This window comes from Amorphoplanes digitatis (genome assembly GCF_014205335.1).
Taxonomy (GTDB): domain Bacteria; phylum Actinomycetota; class Actinomycetes; order Mycobacteriales; family Micromonosporaceae; genus Actinoplanes; species Actinoplanes digitatus.
This window is the reverse complement of the sequence record NZ_JACHNH010000001.1, coordinates 8,712,040-8,737,861: the sequence shown is the minus strand read 5'-3', so window position 1 is coordinate 8,737,861 and position 25,822 is coordinate 8,712,040. Positions and strand designations below refer to the sequence as shown.

22 protein-coding genes are annotated in these 25,822 nt (G+C 72.7%); 8 read left to right on the top strand and 14 right to left on the bottom strand.

The genetic code is table 11. The features are described 5' to 3' along the window. Positions 1-26: 26 nt before the first annotated feature. Complete coding sequence (locus BJ971_RS38705) at positions 27-542, bottom strand: SixA phosphatase family protein (protein ID WP_184998243.1); 516 nt, start codon at positions 540-542, stop codon at positions 27-29. Between the two features lie 101 nt (positions 543-643). On the opposite strand from BJ971_RS38705, the gene BJ971_RS38700 reads away from it, so the two are divergent. Beyond that, positions 644-940, top strand: coding sequence for a DUF6458 family protein (locus BJ971_RS38700; protein WP_184998242.1), 297 nt, complete (start codon positions 644-646; stop codon positions 938-940). Positions 941-989: 49 nt separating this feature from the next. On the opposite strand, the gene BJ971_RS38695 is transcribed toward BJ971_RS38700, so the two are convergent. Continuing rightward, positions 990-1,835, bottom strand: a complete 846-nt coding sequence (locus BJ971_RS38695) for an SDR family oxidoreductase (protein WP_184998241.1) — start codon at positions 1,833-1,835, stop codon at positions 990-992. 135 nt (positions 1,836-1,970) lie between these two features. On the opposite strand from BJ971_RS38695, the gene BJ971_RS38690 reads away from it, so the two are divergent. Then, a complete protein-coding gene (locus BJ971_RS38690; protein ID WP_184998240.1) occupies positions 1,971-2,327 on the top strand; it encodes a winged helix-turn-helix transcriptional regulator in 357 nt (118 codons plus the stop codon). Here the strand turns inward: BJ971_RS38690 and trhA are convergent. From trhA to pdhA, 7 genes are all read right to left on the bottom strand, one after another. Then, positions 2,324-3,001: a PAQR family membrane homeostasis protein TrhA gene (gene trhA, locus BJ971_RS38685; protein ID WP_184998239.1), complete on the bottom strand. Its 678-nt coding sequence runs from the start codon at positions 2,999-3,001 to the stop codon at positions 2,324-2,326. The two genes, BJ971_RS38690 and trhA, sit on opposite strands and share 4 nt — an antisense overlap. 71 nt (positions 3,002-3,072) lie before the next feature. After that, positions 3,073-4,857: an NHL domain-containing thioredoxin family protein gene (locus BJ971_RS38680; RefSeq protein WP_221478935.1), complete on the bottom strand. Its 1,785-nt coding sequence runs from the start codon at positions 4,855-4,857 to the stop codon at positions 3,073-3,075. Positions 4,858-4,984: 127 nt separating this feature from the next. Further along, on the bottom strand, positions 4,985-8,116 hold the full coding sequence (locus BJ971_RS38675; RefSeq protein ID WP_184998238.1) for an LppU/SCO3897 family protein: 3,132 nt from the start codon (positions 8,114-8,116) through the stop codon (positions 4,985-4,987). 296 nt (positions 8,117-8,412) lie between these two features. Then, positions 8,413-8,550: a hypothetical protein gene (locus tag BJ971_RS38670; RefSeq protein WP_184998237.1), complete on the bottom strand. Its 138-nt coding sequence runs from the start codon at positions 8,548-8,550 to the stop codon at positions 8,413-8,415. Positions 8,551-8,714: 164 nt separating this feature from the next. Beyond that, positions 8,715-10,190 carry a dihydrolipoamide acetyltransferase family protein gene (locus BJ971_RS38665; RefSeq protein ID WP_184998236.1) on the bottom strand — a complete coding sequence of 492 codons (1,476 nt, stop codon included), beginning with the start codon at positions 10,188-10,190 and terminating at the stop codon, positions 8,715-8,717. Positions 10,191-10,195: 5 nt separating this feature from the next. After that, positions 10,196-11,179, bottom strand: coding sequence for an alpha-ketoacid dehydrogenase subunit beta (locus BJ971_RS38660; protein WP_184999321.1), 984 nt, complete (start codon positions 11,177-11,179; stop codon positions 10,196-10,198). After that, positions 11,176-12,315, bottom strand: a complete 1,140-nt coding sequence (gene pdhA, locus BJ971_RS38655) for a pyruvate dehydrogenase (acetyl-transferring) E1 component subunit alpha (RefSeq protein WP_184998235.1) — start codon at positions 12,313-12,315, stop codon at positions 11,176-11,178. Before pdhA ends, BJ971_RS38660 begins: the two co-directional genes overlap by 4 nt. Positions 12,316-12,875: 560 nt before the next feature. On the opposite strand from pdhA, the gene BJ971_RS38650 reads away from it, so the two are divergent. Next, positions 12,876-13,955, top strand: coding sequence for a hypothetical protein (locus BJ971_RS38650; protein ID WP_184998234.1), 1,080 nt, complete (start codon positions 12,876-12,878; stop codon positions 13,953-13,955). Further along, the gene (locus BJ971_RS38645; RefSeq protein WP_184998233.1) at positions 13,952-14,197 is read left to right on the top strand and encodes a hypothetical protein; all 246 of its coding nucleotides are present in this window, start codon (positions 13,952-13,954) and stop codon (positions 14,195-14,197) included. The genes BJ971_RS38650 and BJ971_RS38645 overlap by 4 nt, the downstream gene beginning before the upstream one ends. A 51-nt stretch (positions 14,198-14,248) precedes the next feature. On the opposite strand, the gene BJ971_RS38640 is transcribed toward BJ971_RS38645, so the two are convergent. From BJ971_RS38640 to BJ971_RS38630, 3 genes are read right to left on the bottom strand one after another with little or no spacing between them, the layout of a single operon-like run. Continuing rightward, entirely contained in the window at positions 14,249-15,472 is a 1,224-nt protein-coding gene (locus BJ971_RS38640; protein WP_184998232.1) for a hypothetical protein, read from the bottom strand. A 35-nt stretch (positions 15,473-15,507) separates the two neighbouring features. Beyond that, the gene (locus BJ971_RS38635) at positions 15,508-17,187 is read right to left on the bottom strand and encodes a GTPase (protein ID WP_184998231.1); all 1,680 of its coding nucleotides are present in this window, start codon (positions 17,185-17,187) and stop codon (positions 15,508-15,510) included. Continuing rightward, positions 17,184-18,821, bottom strand: coding sequence for an ABC transporter (locus BJ971_RS38630; protein WP_260416079.1), 1,638 nt, complete (start codon positions 18,819-18,821; stop codon positions 17,184-17,186). Before BJ971_RS38630 ends, BJ971_RS38635 begins: the two co-directional genes overlap by 4 nt. A gap of 884 nt (positions 18,822-19,705) precedes the next feature. On the opposite strand from BJ971_RS38630, the gene dnaK reads away from it, so the two are divergent. The 4 genes from dnaK (at position 19,706) to BJ971_RS38610 (ending at position 23,938) form a co-directional block, all read left to right on the top strand. Next, a complete protein-coding gene (gene dnaK, locus BJ971_RS38625; RefSeq protein ID WP_184998230.1) occupies positions 19,706-21,577 on the top strand; it encodes a molecular chaperone DnaK in 1,872 nt (623 codons plus the stop codon). Continuing rightward, positions 21,574-22,200: a nucleotide exchange factor GrpE gene (gene grpE, locus BJ971_RS38620; protein WP_184998229.1), complete on the top strand. Its 627-nt coding sequence runs from the start codon at positions 21,574-21,576 to the stop codon at positions 22,198-22,200. Before dnaK ends, grpE begins: the two co-directional genes overlap by 4 nt. A 65-nt stretch (positions 22,201-22,265) precedes the next feature. Beyond that, positions 22,266-23,471 carry a molecular chaperone DnaJ gene (gene dnaJ / locus BJ971_RS38615; RefSeq protein ID WP_184998228.1) on the top strand — a complete coding sequence of 402 codons (1,206 nt, stop codon included), beginning with the start codon at positions 22,266-22,268 and terminating at the stop codon, positions 23,469-23,471. Between the two features lie 26 nt (positions 23,472-23,497). Continuing rightward, positions 23,498-23,938: a heat shock protein transcriptional repressor HspR gene (locus tag BJ971_RS38610; RefSeq protein ID WP_184998227.1), complete on the top strand. Its 441-nt coding sequence runs from the start codon at positions 23,498-23,500 to the stop codon at positions 23,936-23,938. A 12-nt stretch (positions 23,939-23,950) separates the two neighbouring features. Here BJ971_RS38610 and BJ971_RS38605 read toward each other — a convergent pair whose 3' ends face one another. After that, positions 23,951-24,397 (bottom strand): hypothetical protein, encoded by a 447-nt coding sequence (locus BJ971_RS38605; RefSeq protein WP_184998226.1) that lies wholly within the window; start codon positions 24,395-24,397, stop codon positions 23,951-23,953. Between the two features lie 218 nt (positions 24,398-24,615). Further along, positions 24,616-25,821, bottom strand: a complete 1,206-nt coding sequence (locus tag BJ971_RS38600; protein WP_184998225.1) for a cation:proton antiporter — start codon at positions 25,819-25,821, stop codon at positions 24,616-24,618. Position 25,822: the final 1 nt, after the last annotated feature.

The window sequence follows — 25,822 nt, the reverse complement described above, 5'->3', positions numbered from 1 at the left end:
TTGTCCGCCGGCTTCGGCTTTTCCGCTTATCCGCGTGCGGTGTGCGTGAGCGCCAGGGGCATGGAGCCCGGCTCGGTCTGCGACCAGGAGGCCTCCGTGCGGTGCACCGCCATCCCGGAGGTCTTCAGGCCCTCCAGCACGGCGTCCCCGTCGTAGGGGCGCAGCAGGATGGACACATCGGACATCGTCGGGTTGTGCCCGATGACCAGCACGGTGTGCACCTCGTCCGGTACGGCCCGGAGCAGGTCGATGACCTCCGTTCGCCCGCCGTAGTAGAGGTCACGCTCGTAGTGCACCTCCGGCGACTGGGCATCGCGATCGGCCTGCGCCAGCGCCACCGCGACGCCGTGCCACGTCTGCCGCGTCCGGGTCGCCGTCGAACAGATCACCAGCCCCGGGCGCAGCCGCTCGTCCGCCAGCCAGGCACCGGCCGCGTCCGCGTTCGCCCTGCCGACTCCGGTGAGTTGTCGCTCGAAGTCGGGCAGCTCGCCGGGCGTCTCGGCCTTGGCGTGGCGCAGCAGTACGAGGGTCCGAACCGTCATGGGATCAGCTTGCCTGATTGAGCGTTCCGCCGTGTGGGTAGACACACCCATCGACGTTTTGCCGCCACCGAGTGCGGCAGCCAGGAGTCACGGAGGCCACTATGGGCATCGGCGGAAGCATCTTCCTACTCGCCCTGGGAGCGATCCTCGCGTTCGCCGTCAACGCGGATATCAGCGGGCTCGACATCAACGTCGTCGGCTATGTGCTGATGCTGGCCGGGCTGGTCGGCCTCGTCGTCACGATCTGGTTCTGGAACAGCCGCCGCCGTCCGGCCGTCGTGCGGACCGAGCGGCCGGTGGTGAGCGGCAACCCGGCTTACCGCGAGGGCGAGGTCGTCGAGGAGTACCGCGAGACCACCCGTCGTCAGCCCCCGCCGCCCCCGCCGTACGCCAGCTGATCGCACGGCGGGTGCCACCACAGCGTCGTGGTGGCACCCGTCGTCGTACTCAGGCGAGGGCCGCGCGGACGGCGTCGGCCAGCGGGGTTGCCGGGCGGCCGAGAAGCTTCGCCAGGTCCGCGGTGCCGGTGTCCAGCAGACCGGCGGACGCGCCGCGGTCCGAGTCGGCAAGGATCGCGGCGAACTGCTCGGGCAGGCCGACCCCGACCAGGAGCTCGGCGTACTTCTCCTGGGACAGATCGGTGTAGGTGACCTCCCGGCCGGACTGCCGGGAGACCTCGGCGGCCAGCTCGGCCAGGGTCACGGCCTCGCCGCCCAGCTCGTACGCCTGCTTGTCGTGCACGTCGGCGACGACGGCCGCCGCGGCGGCCTCGGCCAGGTCGGCGCGGGTGGCGAGGCTGATCCTTCCGTCGCCCGCTGCGCCGAACAGGCCCCGCTCGAGCGCGCCCTTGAGGTCGTAGTTCTCCACGTACCAGCCGTTGCGCAGGAAGACCGACGGGATGCCGGAGGCCTCCAGCGCCCGCTCGGTGGCCAGGTGCTCGCCGGCCAGGATCAGGTCGGACGTGTCGGCGTGCGGCGCGCTGGTGTAGAAGATCCGGCCGACGCCGGCGTCCTTGGCGGCCGCGATCACGTTGGCGTGCTGCTCGATCCGCCGGCCGACCTCGCTGCCGGAGACGAAGAGCAGCCGGTCGGCGCCCGCGAAGGCCGCGCGCAGCGACTCCGGCTCGTCGTACGACGCCCGCACGACGCGTACGCCGCGGTCGGCGAGGTCCTGGATCTTCTCGACGCTGCGGCCGCCCGCCACGATCTGGTCGGCGGGTACGCCGCGCGCGAGCAGCGACTCGACGGCGAGACGGCCCAGGTGCCCGGTGGCGCCGGTGACGACGATGGTCATGTGCGAACTCCCTCAATGTGGCGATGGCGGCGGCCGAGTGGCCGCCATCGTGCACAACAGGGCAGTTCGAGGATCACTTCCCAATAGAGAGTGAGCACCTTGAAGTGCAGTACGCACTCCAGGGATAGTGACCTGGTGGAACCTTTCGCGTACGAGAAGGACTGCCCGGGCCGGCAGCTGCTGGACCGGATCGGAGACGCCTGGAGCGTGCTCATCGTCTGCTCGCTGGCCGACGGCGACCTGCGCTACACGGAGCTGGCGCAGCGCATCCCCGCGGTGAGCCCGAAGATGCTGACCCAGACGCTGCGCGGCCTCGAACGCGACGGCCTGGTCACCCGGACGGTCCATGCGGTCGTCCCGCCGCGCGTCGACTACGCGCTGACCGCGCTGGGGCGCAGCCTGCTCGGCCTGGTCGGCGGGCTGCTGGACTGGGCCGAGACGAACATCACCGACGTGCTCAAGGCCCGCGAGGCCTACGACTCCAGAATCTAGGCGTAGAGCGCGAAGTAGATCGCGATGTGGTGGCAGATCGCCGCGACCAGCGTGCAGGCGTGGAAGAACTCGTGGTGGCCGAAGACGGTCGGCCAGGGGTTGGGCCGGCGCAGCGCGTAGAAGACCGCGCCGACGCTGTAGATCAGGCCGCCGACGGCGAGCAGCACGAGGCACGTCACGCCGCCGTTGTGCAGGATGTCCGGCAGGATCGCGACCGCGGCCCAGCCCAGCGCGAGGTAGAGCGGGGCGCCGACCCAGCGGGGCCCGTGCGGCCAGATCAGCTTCAGGGCCACCCCGCCGAGCGCGCCGCCCCAGATCAGGCTCAGCATCAGCACGGTCTTGTCCGGATCCAGGAGCAGGACGCAGAACGGTGTGTAGGTACCCGCGATGAAGATGAAGATCATCGAGTGGTCCATGCGCCGCATGATCTGGTAGCCGCGCTCGCTCCAGGCGCGCCGGTGGTACAGCGCGCTGGTGCCGAACAGGCCGCAGACGGTGATGCTGTAGATGAGGGTGCTCACGAACGGCGCGATGCCCGGACGGGTCGCGGCGATCGAGCAGAGGACTATGCCGCAGACCAGCGCCACGAAGAAGGCGTACTGGTGCAGGCGGCCGCGCAGCCGTGGTTTGCCGAGATCAGCGCGCTTCATGCGGAACGGAGCTGAGGTCGTCACGGCTACTAGGTTACGGCACCGTAGGTTACTCGTGGGTAGTGTTCCGCCTCACGTGGCATGACCAGCAGGTTTCAGGCGTCCAACCCGCGCAGGATCAGGGGGAGCCGGCTCGGCGCGCCCGGCTCGATCAGTACCGGGACACCCCAGTCCTGGCGGGTCAGGTGGCAGGCGGCGTGCTCCACGTCCGCGTCGCACGTCGCGGCCTGGGCCACCACCTGGAGGATGCCCTTGGGCACGGCCGGGTTGAGCACCAGCCGCCGGGACAGCTCGGTGGTGGTGCCCTCGCCCTCCAGCAGCAGCTCGGGCGGGGAGGCGGAGACCACCAGGCGGGTCGACGGCCCGTAGGTGGTGTCGAGCTTCTGACCCGGCGCCGGGGTGAAGACCACGTCCAGGACCACCTCGCCCGGTGCCAGCGGGGACGGCGGCCGCTCGGTGCGGTGCCGCTCCCCGGCGACGGTGGTGACCGCGCCGGGTGCCAGGCGGACCAGGCGGTGCGCACCCGACTCGACGACGAAGACCGCGCCGTCGCGGGTCACCAGGATGTCGCTCGGCTCGGCCAGGCCGGAATCCACGGTGGACACCGTGCCGGTCGCCGGGTCGAGGCGGCGGACGGCGCCGTTGTAGGTGTCCGCGATCAGCACCGAGCCGTCCGGCAGGGGGCCGACGCCCAGCGGATGCTGGAACAGGGCGTCCCCGGCCGGGCCGTCGACGTGGCCGAAGTCGAAGAGGCCCTGGCCGACGGCGGTGTGCAGCTCGCCCGCCTCGATCCAGCGCAGCGCGGACGTCTCGCTGTCCGCGATCCACAGCCGGTCGCCGGCGGCGGCGAGCCCGGACGGCTGCGCCATCCAGACGTCGGGCAGCTTGCCGTCGCGCAGGGCCTCGACGGTGGTGCCCGCGTACACGCCGGCGGCGCCGGTTGCCGGGTCGAACCACCACAGCTGGTGGATGCCGGCCATCGCGACGATCACCTGGCCCTCGAACCAGGCGACGTCCCACGGCGAGGAGAGCGACTCGCCGTCGTCCTCGGCGGAACGCCACTGGCGGCCGGTGCCCGCGACGGTGGTGACCTCGCCGGTGTCCAGCCGCAGGCCGCGCAGCAGGTGGTTCACCGTGTCCGCGACGACCACGTCGTAGCCGGCGGTGCCGGCGGGCAGCAGGCACAGGCCCTGCGGCTCGGAGAAGCTCGCCGCCGCGGCCGGGCCGTCCGCGCGGCCGCGCTCGCCCGTGCCGATGCGGCGGATCAGGGTCTCGCCGTCCGGGGCCAGCTCGACGAGGGAGTGGCGGGCAGAGTCCGAGACGAGCAGGTTGCCGTTCGGCAGCTCGATCGCCTTGCCCGGGAAGCGCAGGGTGGTTTCGGCGGCGGCCGGCGGGACGTACGGCCCGTCGCCGCGGTGCAGGGAGCCCTTCGCCTCGTGCGTGGCGATCAGCTCGTCCAGCAGGCGCCGGAGTCCCTCGGCGTGGCCCTCGCCGGCCATCGAGGCGACCAGGTAGCCCTCCGGGTCCAGCACGGCGAGGGTTGGCCAGGCCTTGCTGGCGTACTGCTGCCACATCGCCATGTCGGCGTCGTCGAGGACGGGGTGGTGCACGCCGTAGCGCTCGACGGCGGCGGCCAGGGCCTGCGGGTCGCGCTCGTGCTCGAACTTCGGCGAGTGCACGCCGATGACGACCAGCGCGTCGCCGTACTCCTGCTCAAGCGGGCGCAGCTCGTCCAGCACGTGCAGGCAGTTGATGCAGCAGAACGTCCAGAAGTCCAGCAGGACGATCTTGCCGCGCACGTCGGCGAGCTTCAGCTCCCGGCCGCCGGTGTTCAGCCAGTTGCGGCCCTGGAACTCGGGCGCCCGTACTCGCGCAGTCATGATCCCATCGTGCCGGATACCCGGGAATCGGCTCACGCGGGGCGGATCCGGGCCCGGAAACCGCCACGCGCCCGACGCGCGGCCACCGGGCGAGCCGGGATGACCGCGCCTCGAGCGCGTCGTGTGCTCAGGCGCGGGGCTTGAGGCAGAGCACCTGGGAGCCGCCGCCGGTGGTCGGGTTGACCACGTACGGCTGGTTGAGGTCGGGGCACTTCTCCTTGGCGTCGACGATCGCCGTCACCTCGAAGGAGCCCGCGTCGGTGCAGTTCGCGGTGACCGCCGCGGTGCCCTCGCGCTTGACGCAGTCGCCGGCCTTGACCGAGAAGCCGCTGCCGCCGGTGTCGCCGTCGTGCGAACCCCGGGCGATCAGCCAGGTGATGCCGAGGGTGAGGCCGACGAGCAGGCCGGCGCCGAGGATGACGCCGAGGATCACCGGGAGCATCCGCACGTGCGGGGTCTCCGGCTTGGCCGCCTCGGCGGGTGCCGGCTCCGGCGCGTCCGGCCGGAACGAGTCGAACCGGCCCTGGTCGGCCTCCCCGGGTGCGGGGCGGCTCGGCCAGTTGGCGGTCTGCTCCGGGTCCGGGGGTGCCACGGTCGCGCGGCTGGCCGGGCCCGGGAAGACGCCGCCCATCCGCGGGCGCTCGCCGAACGGCTGGGTGGAGTCCGGTGCCGGCGCGGGCGGGAAGCCGTTCTCCAGCGGCGGCGCGGCGTGCATCGTCGGCAGGGCGGGCGCGGGCACGTACGGCTGGCCCGGCGGCTGGTTGCGGCCCGCCACGTCGGTGGTGTGCTCGCCGTACTGCTCCGGCGGGGCCGTGCGGGCGGCGGGGCTGCCCGGCGCCGGAACGGCCTGGCCGCGGCCGGCTATGTCGGTGGTGAACTCGCTGAACGCCTGGGGGCCGCGCTCGTTCGGCTGGTCGGCCGGTGCGGGCGGGGCGAAGGGCTGCGCGGGCGGACTGACCCGGGCGCTGGCGGTGGCACGGGCCGCCGGGCGTTCGGGCGGCTGATCGCTACCCGGTGCCGGCACCGCGCCGAACGCGCCGGAGCCCGGTGCGCCGTCGGGCGCGCCGGTACGGCCGTCGAAGGGGCTGACCGGCGCGGCGCCGTATGGGCTTACGGGCGCGGCGCCGAAGGCGTCCGGGGACGGCCGGGTGGCGAACTGGTCCGACGGGGAGTCGGGCAGCCCGGACGCCGGTCCGCCGCCGAAGGGAGCCTCGGCCGGGCGGCCGTAGGTGCCGTCGGGGCTCTCCGCCGGTGGGGCGTAGAGGCTCTCGGGTGTCTGTTCGTAGGCGCCGGAGTTAGTGGCCGCGCCCCTGGCGCCGGAAGTGGGCGCGGCACGACGTGCACCGGACCCCGGTGCCGAGCCGTACGTGCCACCGGCCGAATGGTCATCGTCGTGGTAGGGATGTCCGGCGTCCCGGTAGGGATGCTCGGGTGCGGCCGGGGCCTCCTCGGCGGGTGCCGGGCGGCCGTAGACCCGCGACTGCGGGTTGGCCTGCGGCGGCGGCAGTTCCTCGGCCTCCGGGGGCGGTGCGACCCGGCTGGACACCGGAACGGAGGCGCTGGCCGAGACCGGGCGGGCCGTGCCCTTGGCCGGTCCGGAGTGCTCGGCGGGCGGCTCGGCGGCGGACTCCAGGCGCTCGGCTGGGTCGCGCGGCAGCGGAACGGACGCGGCGCTGCGCGGCTCCGCGACGACGGGTGCGCCGCCGCTGCCGAACGAGGCGCCCGGCACGCGCTGGGCGTAGCCGGCGCTGCCGCCGTCGGGCTGGCCGAGATCCGGTGAGCCGGCGGCCGCGTAGGAGGTGCCGGGGACCCGCTGCGGGTAGCCGCCGTCCTGGTCGGCGCGGGCGAACGGTGCGGACTGGTCCGGCTCGGCCGGGCGGTCGCCAAAGGGGCGGCGCGGGGGCAGGGCCGGAGCCGGCTGGCTGTCGTGTCCCGGGCCGTCGAAGGCGCCGCGGGCCGGGAAGCCGCCGCTGTCCGGCGAGCCCGGCGCGCCGAAGCCCGGTGCGTCGCCGGTGGACCCGAACGGGCTGCCGTCGGCGTCGCCGCGCTGGACGGGGGAGCCCGCCTCGCCGGGCGGGGCGAACTGGCCACGGGCGGCGAACGCGCCGCTGTCACTACGGGCGGCGAACGCGCCGCTGTCACTACGGGCGGCGAACGCGCCGCTGTCACCGCGGGCCGTGAACGCGCCACCGTCGGCGCGGGACGCGAAGGCTCCGCTGTCGGTGCCGGCCGCGAACGCGCCGCCGTCGGCCGGGGCCGCGTAGCCGACGCTGCCGCTGTCCGGGCCGCCGCGGACCGGGAAGCTGCCGCTGCCCGTTCCGCCGCGCAGCGGGAAGCCGCCGCTGTCGGAGCCGCCGCGGGGCCGGTCCGCGCCGCCGCGGGTGGGCAGGCCACCGCTCTCGTCGGCGTCACGGGGCGGGAGGCCGTCGGCGGGCGACGTGTCGGGCAGGCCGGTCAGGGTCGCGCCGGGCACCCGGATGCGCTGGTCGCCGAACGCGGACACGCCCGGCGCCCGGCCGGACTGACCGTCGGCGTCGTCGGGGCGTGCCGAGCCGAAGGGCTGCGGCGTTGCGGATCCGAACGCCGGGCGGGGCTCGCCGCCCGGCTGGGGCGCGCCGTAGCTGCCGGGCCGGCCGAACGACGGGGCGGGCGGCGCGGCCTCGGCGGGCTTGCGGGTGGGTGCGAAGCCGTTGAAGTCGCCGACCGGGCCGTCGAGCGGTCCGCCGGCGATGCCGGGCGAGCGCTGCGGCAGGTCGCCGGCGCCGCCGCCGTAGGGGTGCGGCTCGGCCACCCGGGGCACGAACGGGTTGTCCTCCGGCGCCGCGCTGGGCTGTGCCGGCGGCGGGGCCCACGCGGACTCCGGCGCCGGGTAGGCGCCGCCCTGTGCGGACGGGGCCGGTGGCCGCTGCGGAAGCTGGCCGGGCTCGGGCACGCGGGCGGAGCCGCTGGAGGAGAACTTGGCCGCGCCCGGCCCGAACGTCGGCCCGGGGAGCTGGGGCGCGGGGGACCCGGGCGGCGGCGTCTGGCCGGCCGGCGGGACCGCGGGCACCACGAAGGGCGAGCCGCCGTTAGGGGTGGCTTGTGGCGGCGGGCCGTACGCGCTGGGGAAAGACTCCTGCGCGTGCGGATAGGACGGGCCGCGATCGGCGGCCTGCCGACCGTCGAGGTCGGGTGGGAAACCGTCGGCGCCGAACGGGTCGACCCCGCCGCCCGACATGGCCCCCGGCTGCTGACCGGCGTGCTGGCCCTCGGACGTCATACCGCCTCCTCCATGACTGTCGGCCGTGCCAGCTTCGCACGGAGCGGCCGACCCTGCCGAGCTGGGCGTCGCCCGGTCGCTGTTGCCCGGCCGGCCGAGCCAGGGCGGCGACCGGGACCAACCGTACCGGTCGTAGCGGGTTCGAGGAATCCCGGTGTACGCCGTCCGGAGCGCAGTGGTGAGGCGAAAATCACGTCCCCGGGCGACGGTTAATCCCTAATTGCCCCGGTTGATGTGCCGACGGCCCGCCCGGAACCCGGGCGGGCCGTTCGATTGCGACGTCGATCAGAAATTGATCAGAAGACGCGGTGCTGGCTGAAGATGGCGATCTCGTCACGCATCGACTGCGTGGGTGCGGACGTCATCGCGCGCTCGATGGCGCGGGCGTCACGCTTGGCGATGCGGCGGTTGCGGATGCGCTCGATGGTGCTCATGGTGGTGCTCACTCCCTCGGCCTGCCTGGCCTCGTCTTTGGTGCCGTGTTCCGGCGCTAGATCTATTTAACTGCGCCGGAACACGACCCACCAACGATTTAGGGGGTGATCCCGCTTACCTGCCTAAGGATCGAAGGCTCCATAGCCCACCCGCCAGAAGAAACTCAGGTCCAGGAGAGCAGTGCGCCCTCCGGGTCCTCGAGGAAGGCGCCGATGTCGCGCAGGAACTTCGAGCCCAGTTCGCCGTCCACCATGCGGTGGTCGAAGGACAGGCCCAGGGTGGTGACCTGGCGAATCTTGATCTTCCCCTTGTGCACCCACGGCGTGGGACGGATCGCCCCGAACACCAGGATGGCCGCCTCGCCCGGCGGCAGGATCGGCGTGCCGGTGTCCACGCCGAACACGCCGACGTTGGTGATCGAGAGGGTTCCGCCCGACATGTCCGACGGCGGCGTCTTGCCCGACTTAGCGGTTTGCACAAGGGCGTTCAAAGCATCTGCCAGCTCACGCAGCGTGAGCCGCCCGGCGTCCTTGACGTTCGGCACGATCAGGCCGCGCTCGGTCGCCGCCGCGATGCCCAGGTTGACGTAGTCCTTGACGATGATCTCGTTCGTCGCCGCGGACCAGGTCGAGTTGACCATCGGGTGCCGCTTGACCGCCAGCAGCACCGCCTTCGCCACGAGCAGCAGCGGCGAGATCCGGACGTCGCGGAACTCGGGCCGTGCCTTGATCCGCTCGAGCGACTTCATCGACCGGGTCACGTCCACGGTCAGGAACTCGGTAACGTGCGGCGCCGTGAACGCCGAGGCGACCATGTTCTCGGCCGTCAGCTTGCGCACGCCCTTGATCGGGATGCGCTGCTCCCGCGAGGCGTCGAAGACCGCGGCCGGCGCGGAGGCCGGCCGGGCGGCGACGGCCTCGGCGGGCGCCGCCACGGTCCGCTGCACGTCCTCACGCGTCACCGAACCCAGCGGGCCGGTGCCGGCGATCGTCGACAGGTCGACGCCGAGGTCCCGGGCGAGCTTGCGCACCGGCGGCTTGGCCAGCACGGGCCCGGCGGGCCGGACGCGTGCCGCCGGAGAGGCGGGTGCCGGTGCGGCCGGCGCCGGTGCGGCCACCGGAGCCGGAGCCGGCGCAACGGCCGCGGGTGCCGCCGGGGCCGCCACCGCGGTAGCCGCCGCAGGCGGGGTTGCCGGTGCTGCGGTTGTCAGGCCGGTGGGCGTACCGATGCGGGGTCGGCGCTTCGCGGCGGCGGTCTTCGGGCCGTAGCCGACCAGGACGGCCGTGCGGCCGCCCGGAGCCGGACCACCGATCAGGCCGGGCTCGACCGCGCCCTCCGCCGGCGCGACCTCGACGGCCGCGAGTGACTCGGCCGAGGGGATCGGGCCCGCGCCGGGCTGGGTGTCGATCGAGATGATCGGCGAGCCGACCTCGACCGTCGTGCCGGCCTCGTGGAAGATCTGCGTGACGACGCCCGCCCACTTCGCGGGGATCTCGACCGCCGCCTTCGCCGTCTCCACCTCGACGATCGGCTGATTGAGCTCGATCGTCTCGCCGACCTGGACCAGCCAGGTCAGGATCTCGCCCTCGGTCAACCCCTCGCCCAGGTCGGGCAGGTTGAACTCCTTGATCCGCGACATCCCCGTCACCAGCCGAACGAGCGGTCGACGGCGTCGAGCACCCGGTCCAGGTCGGGCAGGTACTCCTCCTCGACGCGCGCGGCCGGGTAGGGCACGTCGTAGCCCGAGACCCGCAGGACCGGCGCCTCGAGGGAGTAGAAGCACTCCTGGGTGATCCGGGCGGCGATCTCGGCGCCGAGGCCGAGGTTGCCGGGGGCCTCGTGCACGACAACGGCACGGCCCGTCTTGCGGACGGAGTCGTACACCGGGCCCAGGTCGAGCGGCGAGAGGGTGCGCAGGTCGATGACCTCGAGCGTGCGCCCGTCCTCGGCCGCGGCCTGCGCCGCGTCCAGGGCCGTCTTGACCATCGGGCCGTAGGCGATGACGGTGGCGTCCGAGCCCTCGCGGGCGACCCGCGACGCGTGCAGCGGGAACGAGGCCGGAGCGTCGAGGTCGACCTCGCCCTTGTCCCAGTAGCGGCGCTTCGGCTCGAAGAACACGATCGGGTCGTCGGAGTCGATCGACTGCTGGATCATTCCGTACGCGTCGGCCGGGTTCGAGCAGGTCACGACCTTGAGGCCGGGGGTGTGCGCGAAGTACGCCTCGGGCGACTCGGAGTGGTGCTCCACCGCGCCGATGCCGCCGCCATACGGGATCCGGATGACGATCGGCAGCCGGACGTTGCCGCGCGAGCGGTAGTACATCTTCGCGACCTGGGCGACGATCTGGTTGTACGCCGGGAAGACGAACCCGTCGAACTGGATCTCGCAGACCGGCCGGTAGCCGCGGATGGCCAGGCCGACCGCGGTGCCGATGATGCCGGCCTCGGCCAGCGGGGTGTCGATGACGCGGTCGTCGCCGAAGTCCTTCTGGAGGCCGTCGGTGATCCGGAAGACGCCGCCGAGCTTGCCGACGTCCTCGCCCATGATGACGACCTTGGGGTCGTTCTCGAGCGCGCGGCGCAGGCCGTGGTTCAGGGCCTTACCTAGGGTCAGAGTCTCGGACATCAGTGTGCGCTCCCTTCGAACGAGGCCTCGTAGGCGGCGAACTGGGCGCGCTGTGCGTCGATCTCGGGCGAGCCGTTCGGGTAGACGTGGTCGAACATCGAGACGGGTTGGGGATCCGGCATCGCCAGGACCCGTTCGCGCAGGTCGAGCGCGAGGGTGCGGGCCGAGTCGTCGACCTCGCCGAAGAACGTGTCGTCGGCGATCTGCTGCTTGGTCAGGAACGCCTTCAGCCGGCTGATCGGGTCCTTGGCCTTCCAGGACTCGACCTCGCTGGCGATGCGGTAGCGGGTCGGGTCGTCGGAGCTGGTGTGCGCGCCCATCCGGTAGGTGTACGCCTCGATCAGGGTCGGGCCCTGGCCGTTGCGCGCCTGGTCCAGCGCCGCGCGGGTCACCGCGTAGGTGGCAAGCACGTCGTTGCCGTCGATCCGTACGCCGGGGAAGCCGAAGCCCGCCGCGCGCCGGTAGAGCGGGATGCGGGTCTGCCGCTCGAGCGGCTCGGAGATCGCGTACTGGTTGTTCTGGCAGAAGAAGACCATCGGGGCGTGGAACACCCCGGCCCAGACGAACGACTCGTTGACCTCGCCCTGGCTGGTGGCGCCGTCGCCGAAGTAGGCGATGACCGCCTCGCCGTCCGGGGTGCCGGTCTTGCCGTCCATGGTGATGCCCATGGCGTAGCCGGTGGCGTGCAGCGTCTGCGACCCGATGACGATCGTGTAGCCGTTGAACTTGTACTTGTTCGCGTCCCAGCCGCCCTGATCGACGCCGCGGAACAGGCCGAACGGCATGATCGGGTCGATACCGCGGGTGTAGAGCACGCCGTGCTCGCGGTAGGTGGGGAACGCCATGTCCTGCGGTCGCAGCGCGCGGCCCGAGCCGACCTGTGCGGCCTCCTGGCCCAGCAGGCTGGCCCAGATGCCCAGCTCGCCCTGCCGTTGCAGCGCGGTCGCCTCGGCGTCGAGGCGGCGGACCGTCACGAGGTCCCGGTAGAGCTCGCGGTACTCGTCGTCGGTGAAGTCGACCGAGTACGTCACGCCGTCCGCCGTGGTGGCGCTGTCCACGCGCTCACCGTCGGGCGTGAGCAGCTGAACGAAACCGCCCGCCGGGGCGTCTGCCCCGACTTCGCTTTCGCCGTTCGCCATCCGTGTCTCCCTGTTTCATCTCTCTGGCCCACGGCGGGTGTTGCCCGTCCGCGCGGCTGACCGCTGGGGTGCGCCGCGCCTGGCCCGGGTGGGGTTGCCGCGCGGCTGGCAGGCGTGGTGGAAGACCCCGCCTGGGGGAGTAACGACGACCACCGCCTTCCGCTGATGTACAGCCGGCGACGGCGGTGCCGTCGTCACCATCCTCGCAGAGAACGTGAGTGGCGCCACAGGTCAGGTCGATCACAGATACGAAATCTCGGCTCGGCCATTGGTGCCCACTTTTGTCCTATTAAGCGGTTTTCGTACGGTCACTTCCGTCTGAACGGGCACTTTTCGCCGCTGCCCGGACGGGCATGCGTCGTTCACCTCGATAGCCGAGTCCGATCCAAGTCGATCTTTATGTGCAGGGGGTGCAGGCCGTGCCGGAGCAACCGGGCGACGACGGGCTCGTCCCGCCGGTCAAGGTGATGCGCAGGCGCTTGAACGGTGTCTACAGTGCCGAGCACGGATTCGCCGGAACCACGCGCCGATATGTACTGATTGTTGCCATGTTGGTCGGTTTGGCATCATTGCCGACGCTGGCGGCGATCACCGCGGGATCCAACGAACTCGAGGAGAACCGCGGCGGGGCGATGGACGTGCCGTTCCTTCCGCCGGCGTCGTCCGGGCCCGTGCGGGTCTCGCCGCAGGCCTCGGCCGGGCCGGGCGCCGGAACACCGGACGCCTCGGCGTCCGCCGGGTCGTCGTCACCGGGCGGGCCCGGGGTCGTGCGGGGTCACGCTCAGAAACAGAAGACCAGACCCAAGGGGTACGGCCAGAGCACGCGCCGCCGGACGCCGGCCAAGGGGCTCGTCCCGGCGCACTCGACCTGGCGGCCCGCCGGCTCCGGCCGGGGCGGATGGTCCGGGGTCTCCGGCCCGTCGGCCGGCAGGCCCGCGAGGCCGGTGCGGCCCACCAAGCCGTCGGCGCCCGGCCTTCCGCAGCTGCCGGTGCAGCCGGCCGTGCCGGACGAGTCCCGGCAGATCCCCGGCTTCCCGCCCGCGCGGGATCTCCCGCCCGTGCCGGATCTGCCGACCGTGCCGGATCTCCCGGCCGTGCCGGATCTGCCCGCCGTGCCGGACCTGCCGACCGTGCCGGACCTGCCGGTCGTGGCGGATCTGCCGGCCGTGCCGGATCTGCCCGCCGTGCCGGACTCCCCGGACGGCGGTTCGGGCCGGCCGTCCGGGGACGGCGGTTCGGGCGGCTCGCCGCGCGGCGGTTCGGACGACCCGGACGGTTCGCCGGGCGGCGGCGAGCCGCAGGAGCCGCCGGCGAAGCCGGTCCATCCGGCGTGGTGCATGGACCGCACCGACTGCTCGGCCCGGCCGGCGCACCATCACCGCCCGGCACGGCTCCGGCGCGGGAAGTGCGACGACCCGGCCCGCCGCGCGCGCCGGTCGCAGCACCGCGCGGGCCGGGACCGGACGATCAAGGTCCACATCGAACCCGCCGACGGGGACGGCCGCCGCGTGACGATCGCGGCCGTACCCGAGCGCGTCCTCGACGCCGTACGCGACCGGCCGGAACCGGCCGGGAAAACCGTCACCATCCGGGTCGCGAAGCCCGCGCCCGGCCCGACTCCCGCCGGAGGTCAGCAGTGACCGAACGCCCGCAGAACGTCCGACCCGCCCGCAGCGCGGAACGCACACACAACAGCCACCGATATCAGCCGGCGGGCCCCGATGGTGGCCTGGCCGCGACGGCGGTCCGCGCCTATCGCGGCAGCCACCGGGCGGAGCTCATGCACCGCGCCGACGACCGCACGGGCGCGCTGCACCGCAGCTCCCGGATGGGACGGCACCACGCCGACCCGCAGCCGCAGGACCACCAGAACCGCTGGTGAACAGGCCCCTCACCCGGCGACGTGGAGGTTCGCCGGGTGAGGTAACCCCGCTCAGGAGTCGTCGGTGAGGCGGTGCCGGTTGTTCTCGATCCAGGCGTCTATGGCCGCCGTGTCGTTCGGGTCGACGCCCTCCGAGATCAGCTGGGCCACCGCCGCCGTCGCCGGGCTGCGCCTCTCGCCGGTGGCGTACAGCCGGGCGAACTCCGGGATCATCTCCTCGACCACGGTGTCCGTCTGCTCCCAGGCGGCGGCCGGCAGGCCGCGCTTGCGGGTCGCGTAGGCCGACCAGGCCCGGGTCACCCGGGGCAGCATCGCCGCGTCGTCCATGTCGAGCACCGCGCGGCGGTGCACCCAGTCCTGGAGGAACAGGCCCGCGACCGCCGGGCTCCAGCGCAGCGGGTCCGGCTCCGGCAGGCTCGCCGCGTGGTCGAGGATCAGGCTCAGGCAGAAGTGCAGCGACGCCAGCTCGTCGTCGGCCGACACGTCGTTGAGGGTGAAGCGGGCCGCCTCCGGAGAGGACAGGAAGTCGCGCAGCAGCCGCTCGCGATCCGGACCGCTGAGCTCCGGCGGCTCCGCCAGCGCCGGGACCGTCGACGCCGGCAGCAGGGCGAGCCGGGCCGTGGCCAGCGCCCGGTCCGTGGCCAGGTTGCCGTCCGACGGCAGGTCGCTGAGGCCGTCGGTGATCTCCAGGTACTTGCTCACCTCGCCGCGCAGGCGGCCGGGGTCCTCCTCGCGGAACCAGGTCAGCTCGTCGCTCGCGCACATCTCGCGGACCTGGGCCAGCACGCGTTCGGCCGGGCCGCCTACGAAGATGTCCTTGGTGATGCCGATGTTGTGGTCGACGAGCGCCACCACGGCGTGCGCCGGCCCGCCGTCCTCTTCGTCGTCGTAGGCGAAGGTGACCAGGTAGGACGTCTGGTCGCCGTACACGTCGCCGTACGCGTAGCAGCCGGTCGGACGCACCCGGCCGAGCTGCTCCGTCCAGGCCGGAGCCTGCGCGCCGCGGCGGACCTCGGCCGCGCCCGGCGCGTCCGGCACGAGCGCCGCGAAGACCTCGCGGATGGTCGTCGCCGAGGCCGTGCGGCGCCGGGCGGTCGTGGTCAGGAATTGTCCGACGAACTCCCGGACCGCCGCGGCGCGGTCGGTGGTCGCCACGGAGTAGACGCTGCCGAGGAGTGCGGTGCCCAGCATCTCGGCGTCCAGGGCGCAGTCGAGCTTCGCCACGTCGCGGGCCGCGTGCAGGACCGCGTCGTAGGGATTCTGGGGTGCCGCCATGCGGCCGAGCCTACCGGTAACGCAGGCCGGGGACCCTATTCCGAACGGACGACGGTCAACGCCTCACGCGCCTGCGCGTAGGAGTTCAGCACCTCGCGGACCGGCGCGACAACGTACTCGCGTGCCACCTCGGTGACCGAGACGCGCAGCCGCTGCTCGGCCCGCCGGCCGGCCCGCTTGGCGCCCAGGTCGATGATCGGGTGAATCAGCAACGCCAGCAACGCGCCGAACAGCAGGCCGCCGAGCAGCAGCAACGTCGGCAGCGGCACCGCGCCGACCTTGGGGTTGTCGAACGCCGGCAGGCCGAGGATGCGCACCACGTAACCGGCGATGAGCCAGCCCAGGCCGACGACCGCGGAGACGGTGAACAGCCACTGGAGCAGCCCGACCGCGGTCCACCAGTACGGCTTGCGGCTCATGCCAAGGTCGGTGCGGGCGACGGCCCGGTCGAGCGCGTCGGGCAGGTCGCCCAGCCGGGACCGGGCCGCGGCGTTCAGCGCGGGTGCCCAGACCTCGGGGATCGGCGCGGCCGCCCGCGCGGCCACGGCGCGCACGGACAGACCGACCGCGGACTTCTGCGCCGCGTCGGCCTCCGGCAGGGAGGTGCGCGATACGGGTACGAGGTCGGTCGACGGCGCGGGCTTCTCGGTCGACAGGTGCAGGCGCTTGAGCGGGTCCGGCCGCAGCTTGCGTACCCCTCGGACCAGCGGCCAGCCGGTGCTGGCGACCGCCCGGTGCCGGTACGCGCCCGTGGTCGCCGACGCCACCGCCGGCACGCCCGCCGAGGCGGCGAGCGCCTCGCTGAGCTGCCGCACCGTCGCGCGGTCGACCTCGTCCTCCGCGGCCGGCGGGCCGATCGTCACCCCGAGCTGCTCGGCGACCTGGTCGAGGTCGCCGGCGAGGCGGCGCAGCGCCGACTGTCGTTCGGCGACCGTCTTCTCCAGGGCCGCGCGCAGCTCGGTCAGCATGCCGGGCTGCTTCGCGGAGGTCGCCATCGCGGGGACGTCGGTCATGCCGTCCTCGGTGAGCAGCCGCCGCAGGTCGGTGAGGACGATCTCGGTGTCGCCGGGCGAGAGCCGGTCCGCCTGGTTGAGCACGACGATCGTGATGTCGCTGTGCTGCTTGAACTGCCGCAGGTAGGCGTTGTGCAGGATCCGGTCGCCGTACTTCTGCGGGTCGACCACCCAGACCACCTGGTCGACGAGGCCGAGCAGGCGGTCGACCTCGAGCCGGTGCCCGCGCTCGATCGAGTCGAAGTCGGGCAGGTCGAGCAGGACGAGCCCGTGCAGCGTGGCCTCGTCGTCGCCGTCGAGGGCGCTCTCCCGGATGTAGCGCTGCCGCGGCAGCACGCCCACCCAGTCCAGCAGCTTGTTCGCCGGGCCGAGCGGGCCCCAGACGCAGGCGTGCGCGACGCCGGTCGTCGGCCGCCGCACGCCGACCGGCGAGAGCTTCAGCCGGGCGAGCGCGTTGAACAGGCTGGACTTGCCGCTGCCGGTGCTGCCGGCGAGGGCGACGACCGTGTGGTCCTGCGAGAGCGCGAGCCGGCTGCCCGCCCGCTCGACAAGCGTGTGCGCGGCGACCAGATCGTTGTCCGGCAGGTACGGGTCGGTCACGCGCAGGAAGCGCCGCAGGGCGTCGAGCCGCGTGACAAGCTGCTCGGGATCCACCCGGTCGTCGCGCGACACGGTGTTCTTGACCCGCTCGACGAGGCTCATGACGGCGTCCCGGTCAACGCGACTTCCTCCCTGGCACGCTCCACATCGGCCGCGGCCCGCCGGAGGGCGGTGCCCGGTTCCAGTTCCAGCCGCGCGGCACCGGTGCGGTCCGTGTAACGGGCCGCCTCCTTCTCCAGCAGCACGTCGATCCGCTTGAGAAGCTCCTCGCGTGCCCGGGCGGCCAGGGTGCGGATCGCCTGGTCGCCGAAGAGCGCCTCGAGCACCTTCTGCGCGGCGATCGTGGTGCCCGCGCCGACGGCAAGCTCGGCGCCGGTCGGTATGAACGCGGTCGTGGTGAAGACGGCGACCATCACGGTCAGGCCGACACCGTTCACCGCGTACGCGGTGCCGCGCGCGAGGGTCCGCTTGTCGCCGGCCTCGCTGCGCACCAGTTCGAGCACGAACTGCTGCCAGTCGCGAACCACCCGCTCGGCGCGCTGCGGCAGGTCTGCGGAGGCCTTCTGGAGGCCCGGCTCCAGCAGCGCCGCACCGGCCGGGTGCGCCTGCCACGCCGAGTACGCCTGCTCCGCGGCGTCCGCGGCGACCCCGCGCAGCAGGGTGACCAGCTGGGTCTCCAGGGCCGCCTGCAGGTTGCGCCCGGGCGCCGGGCGGCCGGTGACCGCCGCGACGACCTTGTCGCGCAGCTGGCCGACCCGCGACTCCAGGGCACGGAGGAACTCGCCGGTGCCGATGAACTCCTGCCATCGGGCCAGCACCTCACCGCGGAGCAGGCGCCCGTCCTGTAGGCCGGCCTCAATCGTGCGGCGGCCGGTGCGGTAGGCCGCGGTCACCCGCTCCTCCAGCGCCTGTGCCGCGAGGGCCTGCTCGTCCGCGGCGTCGGCGAGCCCGGCCACGGCCGGGCCCAGCGCGGCCAGCGCGCCGTTGAGCGTCTGCCGGACGACGGTCGCGCGCGCGTCGGAGTCGGCCGCGAGCTGTGCGAACCAGTCGCGCAGCGGCCGCATCGCGGTCTCCGGCAACAGCCCCTGCCCGTCCAGCGTGGACTCCGGCAGCACGAACAGCGGCGCGGCGTCCATGTCGCGGGCGGCGAGCATCTCGCCGAGGTGCGTGGTGACCTCGCCGGCGGCCTCGGGCGGAACCCGGTCCAGCACCAGCGCGATGACCGTGCCGCGCAGCCGGGCGGTGGTCAGCAGCTCCCACGGCACGGCGTCCGCGTAGCGCGCGGCGGTCGTGACGAACAGCCACAGGTCGGCCGCGGCGAGGAGCTGGGCGGCCAGCTGCCGGTTCCCCTCGACGACCGAGTCGATGTCCGGGGCGTCGAGGAAGGCCAGGCCGGCGCCGAGCGCGGGCGCGGAGACCAGTTGCAGCGCCCGCGGGTCCGAGGAGACCTCGGCCGTACGGACGAGGCCCGGCAGGAGCCGGCCGGTGCGGAACCAGGACGAGTCGGACGGGTGGCTGACCAGGACCGGCGAACGGGTCGTCGGGCGCAGCACGCCGGCGGTGCTGACGGGCGCCCGGACCAGGCTGTTGACCAGGGTGGACTTGCCCGCGCCGGTGGAGCCGCCGACGACGACCAGCAGCGGCGCGTCGAGCCGGGCCAGGCGCGGCAGCAGGTAGTCGTCCAACTGCGACACCAGGGCGGTGCCGATCCGCCGCGCCTCGTCCGCCGACGGCATGACCAGCGGGTACGTGGCGCCGCCGATCGTCGCGCGGAGCCGGGATAGCGCGGTGGCGAGCTCACCGACGGCGGCGGGCGGCTCGACCGGCAGGTCCGGCGCCGCCGGGCCCGGCCGGGCAACGGCCCTGGTCGGCGCCGGGGTCGCCGGCGCCGCGGCCGGCCGCCTCCCGGCCGTTGGCACGCCGACCGGCGGGTCCGCGGCAGGGGCCGGGTCGGAATCCGCGTCAATCGCGTCTGCGGGCATCGGCTCATCGACCGGCTTCGTTTCGCCGTCCTCGGAGCCGTCCTCGGGCGCGTCCCGGTCGGTGACCGCGGGAGCGCTCCCCTGCCGGTCCTCGGCGGCGGTGCCGGCCTCGGCCGTCGACTCGTCCGGGGCATCGACCTCGGCGGGCCGTTTCGACTTCGTCGTCACGACGTTTCCCGTGGTGGAGGCCGTGGCCGGGGGCCACTCCGGCTTCGGCGGCTCGGCGGCGGCCGGCTCCCGCACCGCGTCGGCCTCCGGCTCCTCGGCCCCGCTGGGCGGGGCTGCGGCGTCGGAGGTTGGTGCAGTATGGGATGGTTTGTCGGAGTTTTTGCGGGCCGGGGCCGTCGAAGCGCCGTTCGCCTGGGCTTTTGTGGGGAGCGGGTCGGCTACGGCGGGAGTGGCCGACGGACCGACCGCGTCACCGTGCGTCGTCACGGGTAAAGCGTGCCCGATCTATGCATCGCAGACAACAGGTACCCCACGGCCGTGACCGGACAGGTACCTCCCGACCGTGACTTGCGCCGCCCTGACTCAACTTTGACTTGCACCCGTGCGACCCCGTGGCATCATTGAGCCCGGTCCACTCAACTTGAGAACCCAACCACTCGAAGTTTTTGGCAAGAAGCGAGGAAGCGAACATGGCACGAGCGGTCGGCATCGACCTCGGCACCACGAACTCCTGCGTCAGCGTTCTGGAGGGCGGTGAGCCCACCGTCGTCGCGAACGCGGAGGGTTCCCGGACGACGCCGTCCATCGTCGCCTTCGCCCGCAACGGCGAGGTGCTCGTCGGCGAGGTCGCCAAGCGCCAGGCGGTGACCAACCCCGATCGGACGATCCGGTCGGTCAAGCGCGAGGTCGGCACGAACTGGTCCGTCGACATCGACAGCAAGAAGTACACCCCGCAGGAGATCTCGGCGCGGGTGCTCATGAAGCTCAAGCGCGACTCCGAGGCGTACCTCGGCGAGTCGGTCACGGACGCGGTCATCACCGTCCCGGCCTACTTCAACGACGCCCAGCGCCAGGCCACCAAGGAGGCCGGCGAGATCGCGGGCTTCAACGTCCTGCGCATCGTCAACGAGCCCACCGCCGCCGCCCTCGCGTACGGCCTGGACAAGGGCTCCAAGGAGCAGACCGTTCTGGTCTTCGACCTCGGCGGCGGCACCTTCGACGTCTCCCTGCTCGAGCTGGGCGAGGGCGTCATCGAGGTCAAGGCGACCTCCGGCGACAACCACCTCGGCGGCGACGACTGGGACCAGCGGGTCATCGACCACCTGGTCAAGACGTTCCGCGGCGAGCACGGCATCGACCTGGGCAACGACAAGATGGCGTTGCAGCGTCTGCGCGAGGCCGCCGAGAAGGCCAAGATCGAGCTGTCGGCCGCGTCGACCACCAGCATCAACCTGCCCTACATCACGGCCGGCCCGGCCGGCCCGCTGCACCTCGACGTGAACCTGAGCCGCTCCGAGTTCCAGCGCATGACGCAGGACCTGCTGGACCGCTGCAAGGGCCCGTTCGAGCAGGCCATCAAGGACGCCAACATCAAGGTCGCCGACGTCGACCACGTCATCCTGGTCGGCGGCTCGACCCGGATGCCCGCCGTCTCCGACCTGGTCAAGTCGATGACCGGCCGCGACCCGAACAAGGGCGTCAACCCGGACGAGGTCGTCGCCGTCGGCGCCGCCCTCCAGGCCGGCGTGCTCAAGGGCGAGGTCAAGGACGTCCTGCTGCTCGACGTGACCCCGCTGTCGCTGGGCATCGAGACCAAGGGCGGCATCTTCACCAAGCTCATCGAGCGCAACACCACGATCCCGACCAAGCGCTCCGAGGTCTTCACCACGGCCGACGACAACCAGCCGTCCGTGCTGATCCAGGTCTTCCAGGGCGAGCGTGAGATCGCGGCCTACAACAAGAAGCTCGGCACCTTCGAGCTGACCGGCCTGCCGCCGGCGCCGCGCAACGTGCCCCAGATCGAGGTCACCTTCGACATCGACGCGAACGGCATCGTGCACGTCGCCGCGAAGGACATGGGCACCGGCAAGGAGCAGAAGATGACGATCACCGGCGGCTCCGCGCTGCCGAAGGACGACATCGAGCGCATGATGCGCGACGCGCAGGACCACGCCGACGAGGACAAGCAGCGCAAGGACGACGCGGAGACGCGCAACCTGGCCGAGCAGCTGCAGTGGCAGACCGAGAAGTTCCTCGCCGAGAGCGGCGACAAGCTGCCGGACGAGAGCAAGGGTCAGATCAGCGAGGCGCTGGGCGACCTGCGCGGCGCGCTGGGCGGCAGCGACATCGAGAAGATCAAGACCGCGCACGAGAAGCTGGCCTCGGTCTCGCAGCAGGCCGGTTCCCTGCTGTACGCGCAGCAGAACCAGGACGGCACCCAGGACGCGCCGGGTCCCGACGGCACGCAGGGCGCGCCCGGCGGCGCCGGCGCGAGCGCGGGCCCGTCCGCCGGTGCTGACGATGTGGTGGACGCCGAGATCGTCGAGGACGACAAGAAGTGAGCCGCTCGGACGACGAGAACGACGGTCAGGGCACCGAGCGCGTCGTCATCCGGGACCGGCGCAAGATCGATGTGAAGGGTAAGGGCGCCGCGGTGGCCAAGCAGGCCGAGGAGGGGTCCACGGGAGGCGCGCACCGCGCGGCCGAGGAGCCGGAGGAGGACGTGGCCGTCATCGCCGCGACCGCCCTCGGCGCCGAGCTGGCGGCGTTGCGCACCGAGCTCGACGAGCGCACCCGGGACCTCCAACGGGTGACGGCCGAGTACGCCAACTACCGCAAGCGGGTCGACCGCGACCGGAGTGCGGCGGCCGAGCAGACCACCGGCGCGGTGCTCACCGCGCTGCTGCCGGTGCTGGACGACATCGACCGGGCCCGCGAGCACGGCGACCTGGTCGGTCCGTTCGCCACCGTGGCCGAGGCGCTCGCCGCCTCGGTCGGCAAGCTCGGGATCGTGGCGTTCGGCGAGAAGGGCGACCCGTTCGACCCGACCCGCCACGAGGCGGTCGCGCACCTGACGTCCGCGGACGTCACGGAGCCGACCTGCGTCGAGGTCATGCGCCGCGGTTACAGCCTGGGCGAGCGGCTGTTGCGGCCCGCCCTGGTCGCGGTCGCCGACCCCGCGTGACGATCACTCGTCCCGCCCGCCGTGAGGCGGGCGGGACCCGTCATCCGTTGGAGGAGGTGGACTAGATGAGTTCGAAGGACTGGCTGGAGAAGGACTTCTACGCCGTTCTCGGGGTGGGCAAGTCCGCCTCCGCCGACGAGATCAAGAAGGCATACCGGAAGCTGGCCCGGGCGAACCACCCGGATCACAACCCCGGCAACACCGACGCCGAGGACCGGTTCAAGGCCGCGTCCGAGGCTTACGACGTGCTCTCCGACGACAAGAAGCGCAAAGAGTACGACGAGATGCGCTCCCTGTTCGGCTCGGGCGCCTTCCGCCGCGGCGCCCGCGCGGGCGGCACCACGTTCGACCCGTCCGACCTGTTCGGCGGCGGGTTCAGCGGTGCCGGCCAGGCCGGCGGTGCCGGTGACCGCCGGTTCGGCGGCGCGGGCTTCTCCGACATCTTCAGCTCCATCTTCTCCGGCGGCGGTGGCGCCGGCGGGGCGGGAGCCGGCGGGCGCCGGGGACCCCAGCGCGGGCGGGACGTCGAGGCCGAGGTCACGCTCGACTTCGGGCACGCGGTCAAGGGCACGACCCTGCCGCTCACGCTGCGATCGCCGGGCGTGTGCGACACCTGCCACGGCAACGGCGCGAAGCCCGGCACGGTGCCGCGGACCTGTCCGCAGTGCCACGGCTCGGGGCTGATCTCCCGCAACCAGGGGTCGTTCAGCTTCTCCGAGCCGTGCCGCGAGTGCCAGGGCGCGGGCAGCATCGTCGAACACAAGTGTCCCGAATGCCGCGGCACGGGCGGGGTCACCAAGAACCGCACGATAAACGTCCGCTTCCCCGCCGGCGTCGCCGACGGCCAGCGGATCCGGCTCAGCGGCCGGGGCGAGCCGGGCGACAAGGGCGGCCCGGCCGGCGACCTGTACGTGCAGGTCAAGGTCCGGCCGGACGAGCTGTTCGGGCGCAACGGCGACGACATCACGCTGACCGTGCCGATCACGTTCGCGGAGGCGGTGCTCGGCACCGACCTGCGAGTGCCCACGCTGGACAGTCCGGTCACGCTGCGGGTGCCGCCTGGCACTCCGAGCGGCCGCACGCTGCGGGCGCGCGGCAAGGGCGTGCAGCGCCGCGACGGCCAGGTCGGCGATCTGCTGGTCACCGTCGAGGTGCAGGTACCCGCCGCGACCGCGGTGAGCACCGAGGCCCGCGACGCGCTGGAACAGTTCGCCAAGCTCACGCCCAACGCCGAGCGGGAGCGCATCGAGGCCCGGCTGCGCCGGGGCTGATTCAGGAACCTGTCAGGAGGTGGCACATGTATGAAGAGATCAGCATCTCGGTGGAGCAGGCCTCCGACGCGAAGGTTCTGATCATTTCCGTCGCCGCGAGGCTGGCCGGGATGCATCCGCAGACCCTGCGCCAGTACGACCGGCTCGGCCTGGTGCAACCGGGCCGGGCCGGCGGCGGCGGCCGGCGCTACAGCGAGCGCGACGTCGCCCTGCTCCGCGAGGTGCAGAAGCTGAGCCAGGAGGACGGCGTCAACCTGGCCGGCATCAAGCGGATCATCGGGCTCGAGCAGCTCGTCGGAGAGTTGCAGGAACGCGTTGCCGAGCTGGAACAGCAGCTCGGCAACGCGTATCAGCAGATCGCCCAGTTCGAGGCGATGCGCGCCTACCCGGGCCGTGACCTGGTCCGCCAGGAGCGTCCGTCGACGGCCCTGGTGGTGTGGCGGCCCCGTCGCGCGGGCGACAAATAGGACCGCGAGGGCTCAGCGCCGACCGAAGGCGGCGAGGCGGCGCGGGTGGCGGACCAGGCCACCCTCGATCCAGTCCTCGTAGTCGAACAGCTCGGGGCGGTTCATCAGCACCCGGCAGTTGTGCGCCCACGTCGCCATCTGCTCGTCGCCGACCTCTTCCGCGCGCTCCACGTACTTCTTCATGCGGCGCTTGCGCTGCGCCGTCGCGTTCTGCCGGACGCCGTCCGCGGCATAGATGTACATGCAGTGCAGCGCGAACCGGCGGGCCGGGCACTGCCGGTCCATCGCCAGCTCGTAGAGGGTCGGTGCGAGCACGTCACCGGCGATGAGCAGGTCCCAGTCGGATGGCATCGCGTCCAGCGGCACGGCCTCGGGGTGGTATGCCCAGGCCTGTAGCTCCTCTGGCCGCGGATCGACCGGGTTGGCGAACCCGAAAAATGTCGACTCACTCACGGTCACGACGCCGCCTCGTTTAGCTCACTCATGCCGCCGTCCTCCCCGGCAGAGGGCCGTGCTGCCCCGTCGGGAGGTAGTCCTCATCCGGCGAGTCGCTGGTCACCCGATAACACGTTGTTGTCGCGGCGACACGTTAGCGCGCCGTGTGTGGGTAACGGAAGTCATAGGAGATCACTTTCGGATACTAATCAGTAGCGCTCGGCTGCCCGGCCGGTCAGCGGTCATTCAGCGGCGGTGACAGGCTCCACAGGACGCCGCAAGACCATGCGTTTGCGGACCATAGCCTTGAACCAGGTGTAGTCGGTCAAACGCGCAAGCAACGGGCCGGTGACGACGGTGATGAGTACGTACGCCGTCGCGAGCGGCGCCAACTCGGGCTCGACCCCGGAGGCGACGGCCAGCCCGGCGATGACGATCGAGAACTCGCCACGGGGCATCAGCGCAAGTCCGGCGCGGACCTGGCCGGGCAGCGCGATGCCGGCGCGCCGGGCGGCGAGGCCGCCGGTGAACACCTTGGTCAGCATGGTCAGCACGGCCAGCCCCAGGGCCGGCAGGAGCACCGCCGGCATCGCCGCTGGATCGGTGGACAGCCCGAAGAAGACGAAGAACACCGCGGCGAACAGATCCCGCAGCGGCGTCAGGATCTGGGTCGCGTTGTGCGCCACCGGGCCGGAGAGCGCGATGCCCACGAGGAACGCGCCCACGGCGGCGGACACCTGTAGCTGTGCGGCGACGCCGGCCACGAACAGAGTCAGGCCCAGCACGCTGAGCAGCAGCGCCTCGGGGTCCTTCACCGAGATGAAGCTCGAGATGGCGTGGCCGTACCGGATCGCGACGACCAGCACCGCGATCACCGTGAGCACCGCGACGGAGAGCGCCTTCACCCCGCCGAGCAGGCCGACCCCGGCCAGCACTGCGGTGACCAGCGGCAGGTAGAACGCCATCGCGAGGTCCTCGATCACGAGGATCGAGAGGATCACCGGTGTCTCGCGGTTACCGAGCCGGCCCAGGTCGCCGAGGACCTTGGCGATCACGCCGGACGACGACACCCAGGTGATGCCGGCCAGCACCAGTGCCGCCTCCCAGCTCCAGCCGAGCAGGAACGCGAAGGCGGCGCCGGGCAGGGCGTTGAGCAGAGCGTCGATCACGCCGGCGGGCGCGGCCGAGCGCAGGTTGCCGACGAGCTCGCTCGCCGAGTACTCCAGGCCCAGCATGACCAGCAGCAGGATGACGCCGATCTCGGCGCCGACCTCGATGAACTCCGTGCTGGCCGGGAGCGGGCGCAGGCCGCCCTGCCCGAAGGCGAGCCCGGCGAGCAGGTAGAGCGGGATGGGTGAGAGCCCGAAGCGGCGACTGATGCGACCGAGCATGCCGAGCGCGAAGAGGAGCGCGCCGACCTCGATCAGCAGGGCCGTGGTGCTGTGCACC

Coding starts and splice junctions, on each gene's coding strand:
- BJ971_RS38705 (WP_184998243.1), bottom strand. CDS start 542: ATGACGGTTCGGACCCTCGTACTGCTGCGCCACGCCAAGGCCGAGACG.
- BJ971_RS38700 (WP_184998242.1), top strand. CDS start 644: ATGGGCATCGGCGGAAGCATCTTCCTACTCGCCCTGGGAGCGATCCTC.
- BJ971_RS38695 (WP_184998241.1), bottom strand. CDS start 1,835: ATGACCATCGTCGTCACCGGCGCCACCGGGCACCTGGGCCGTCTCGCC.
- BJ971_RS38680 (WP_221478935.1), bottom strand. CDS start 4,857: ATGACTGCGCGAGTACGGGCGCCCGAGTTCCAGGGCCGCAACTGGCTG.
- BJ971_RS38675 (WP_184998238.1), bottom strand. CDS start 8,116: ATGACGTCCGAGGGCCAGCACGCCGGTCAGCAGCCGGGGGCCATGTCG.
- BJ971_RS38670 (WP_184998237.1), bottom strand. CDS start 8,550: ATGAGCACCATCGAGCGCATCCGCAACCGCCGCATCGCCAAGCGTGAC.
- BJ971_RS38665 (WP_184998236.1), bottom strand. CDS start 10,190: ATGTCGCGGATCAAGGAGTTCAACCTGCCCGACCTGGGCGAGGGGTTG.
- pdhA (WP_184998235.1), bottom strand. CDS start 12,315: ATGGCGAACGGCGAAAGCGAAGTCGGGGCAGACGCCCCGGCGGGCGGT.
- BJ971_RS38640 (WP_184998232.1), bottom strand. CDS start 15,472: ATGGCGGCACCCCAGAATCCCTACGACGCGGTCCTGCACGCGGCCCGC.
- BJ971_RS38635 (WP_184998231.1), bottom strand. CDS start 17,187: ATGAGCCTCGTCGAGCGGGTCAAGAACACCGTGTCGCGCGACGACCGG.
- BJ971_RS38630 (WP_260416079.1), bottom strand. CDS start 18,821: ATGCCGTCGGCGGACGAGGCGCGGCGGATCGGCACCGCCCTGGTGTCG.
- dnaK (WP_184998230.1), top strand. CDS start 19,706: ATGGCACGAGCGGTCGGCATCGACCTCGGCACCACGAACTCCTGCGTC.
- dnaJ (WP_184998228.1), top strand. CDS start 22,266: ATGAGTTCGAAGGACTGGCTGGAGAAGGACTTCTACGCCGTTCTCGGG.
- BJ971_RS38610 (WP_184998227.1), top strand. CDS start 23,498: ATGTATGAAGAGATCAGCATCTCGGTGGAGCAGGCCTCCGACGCGAAG.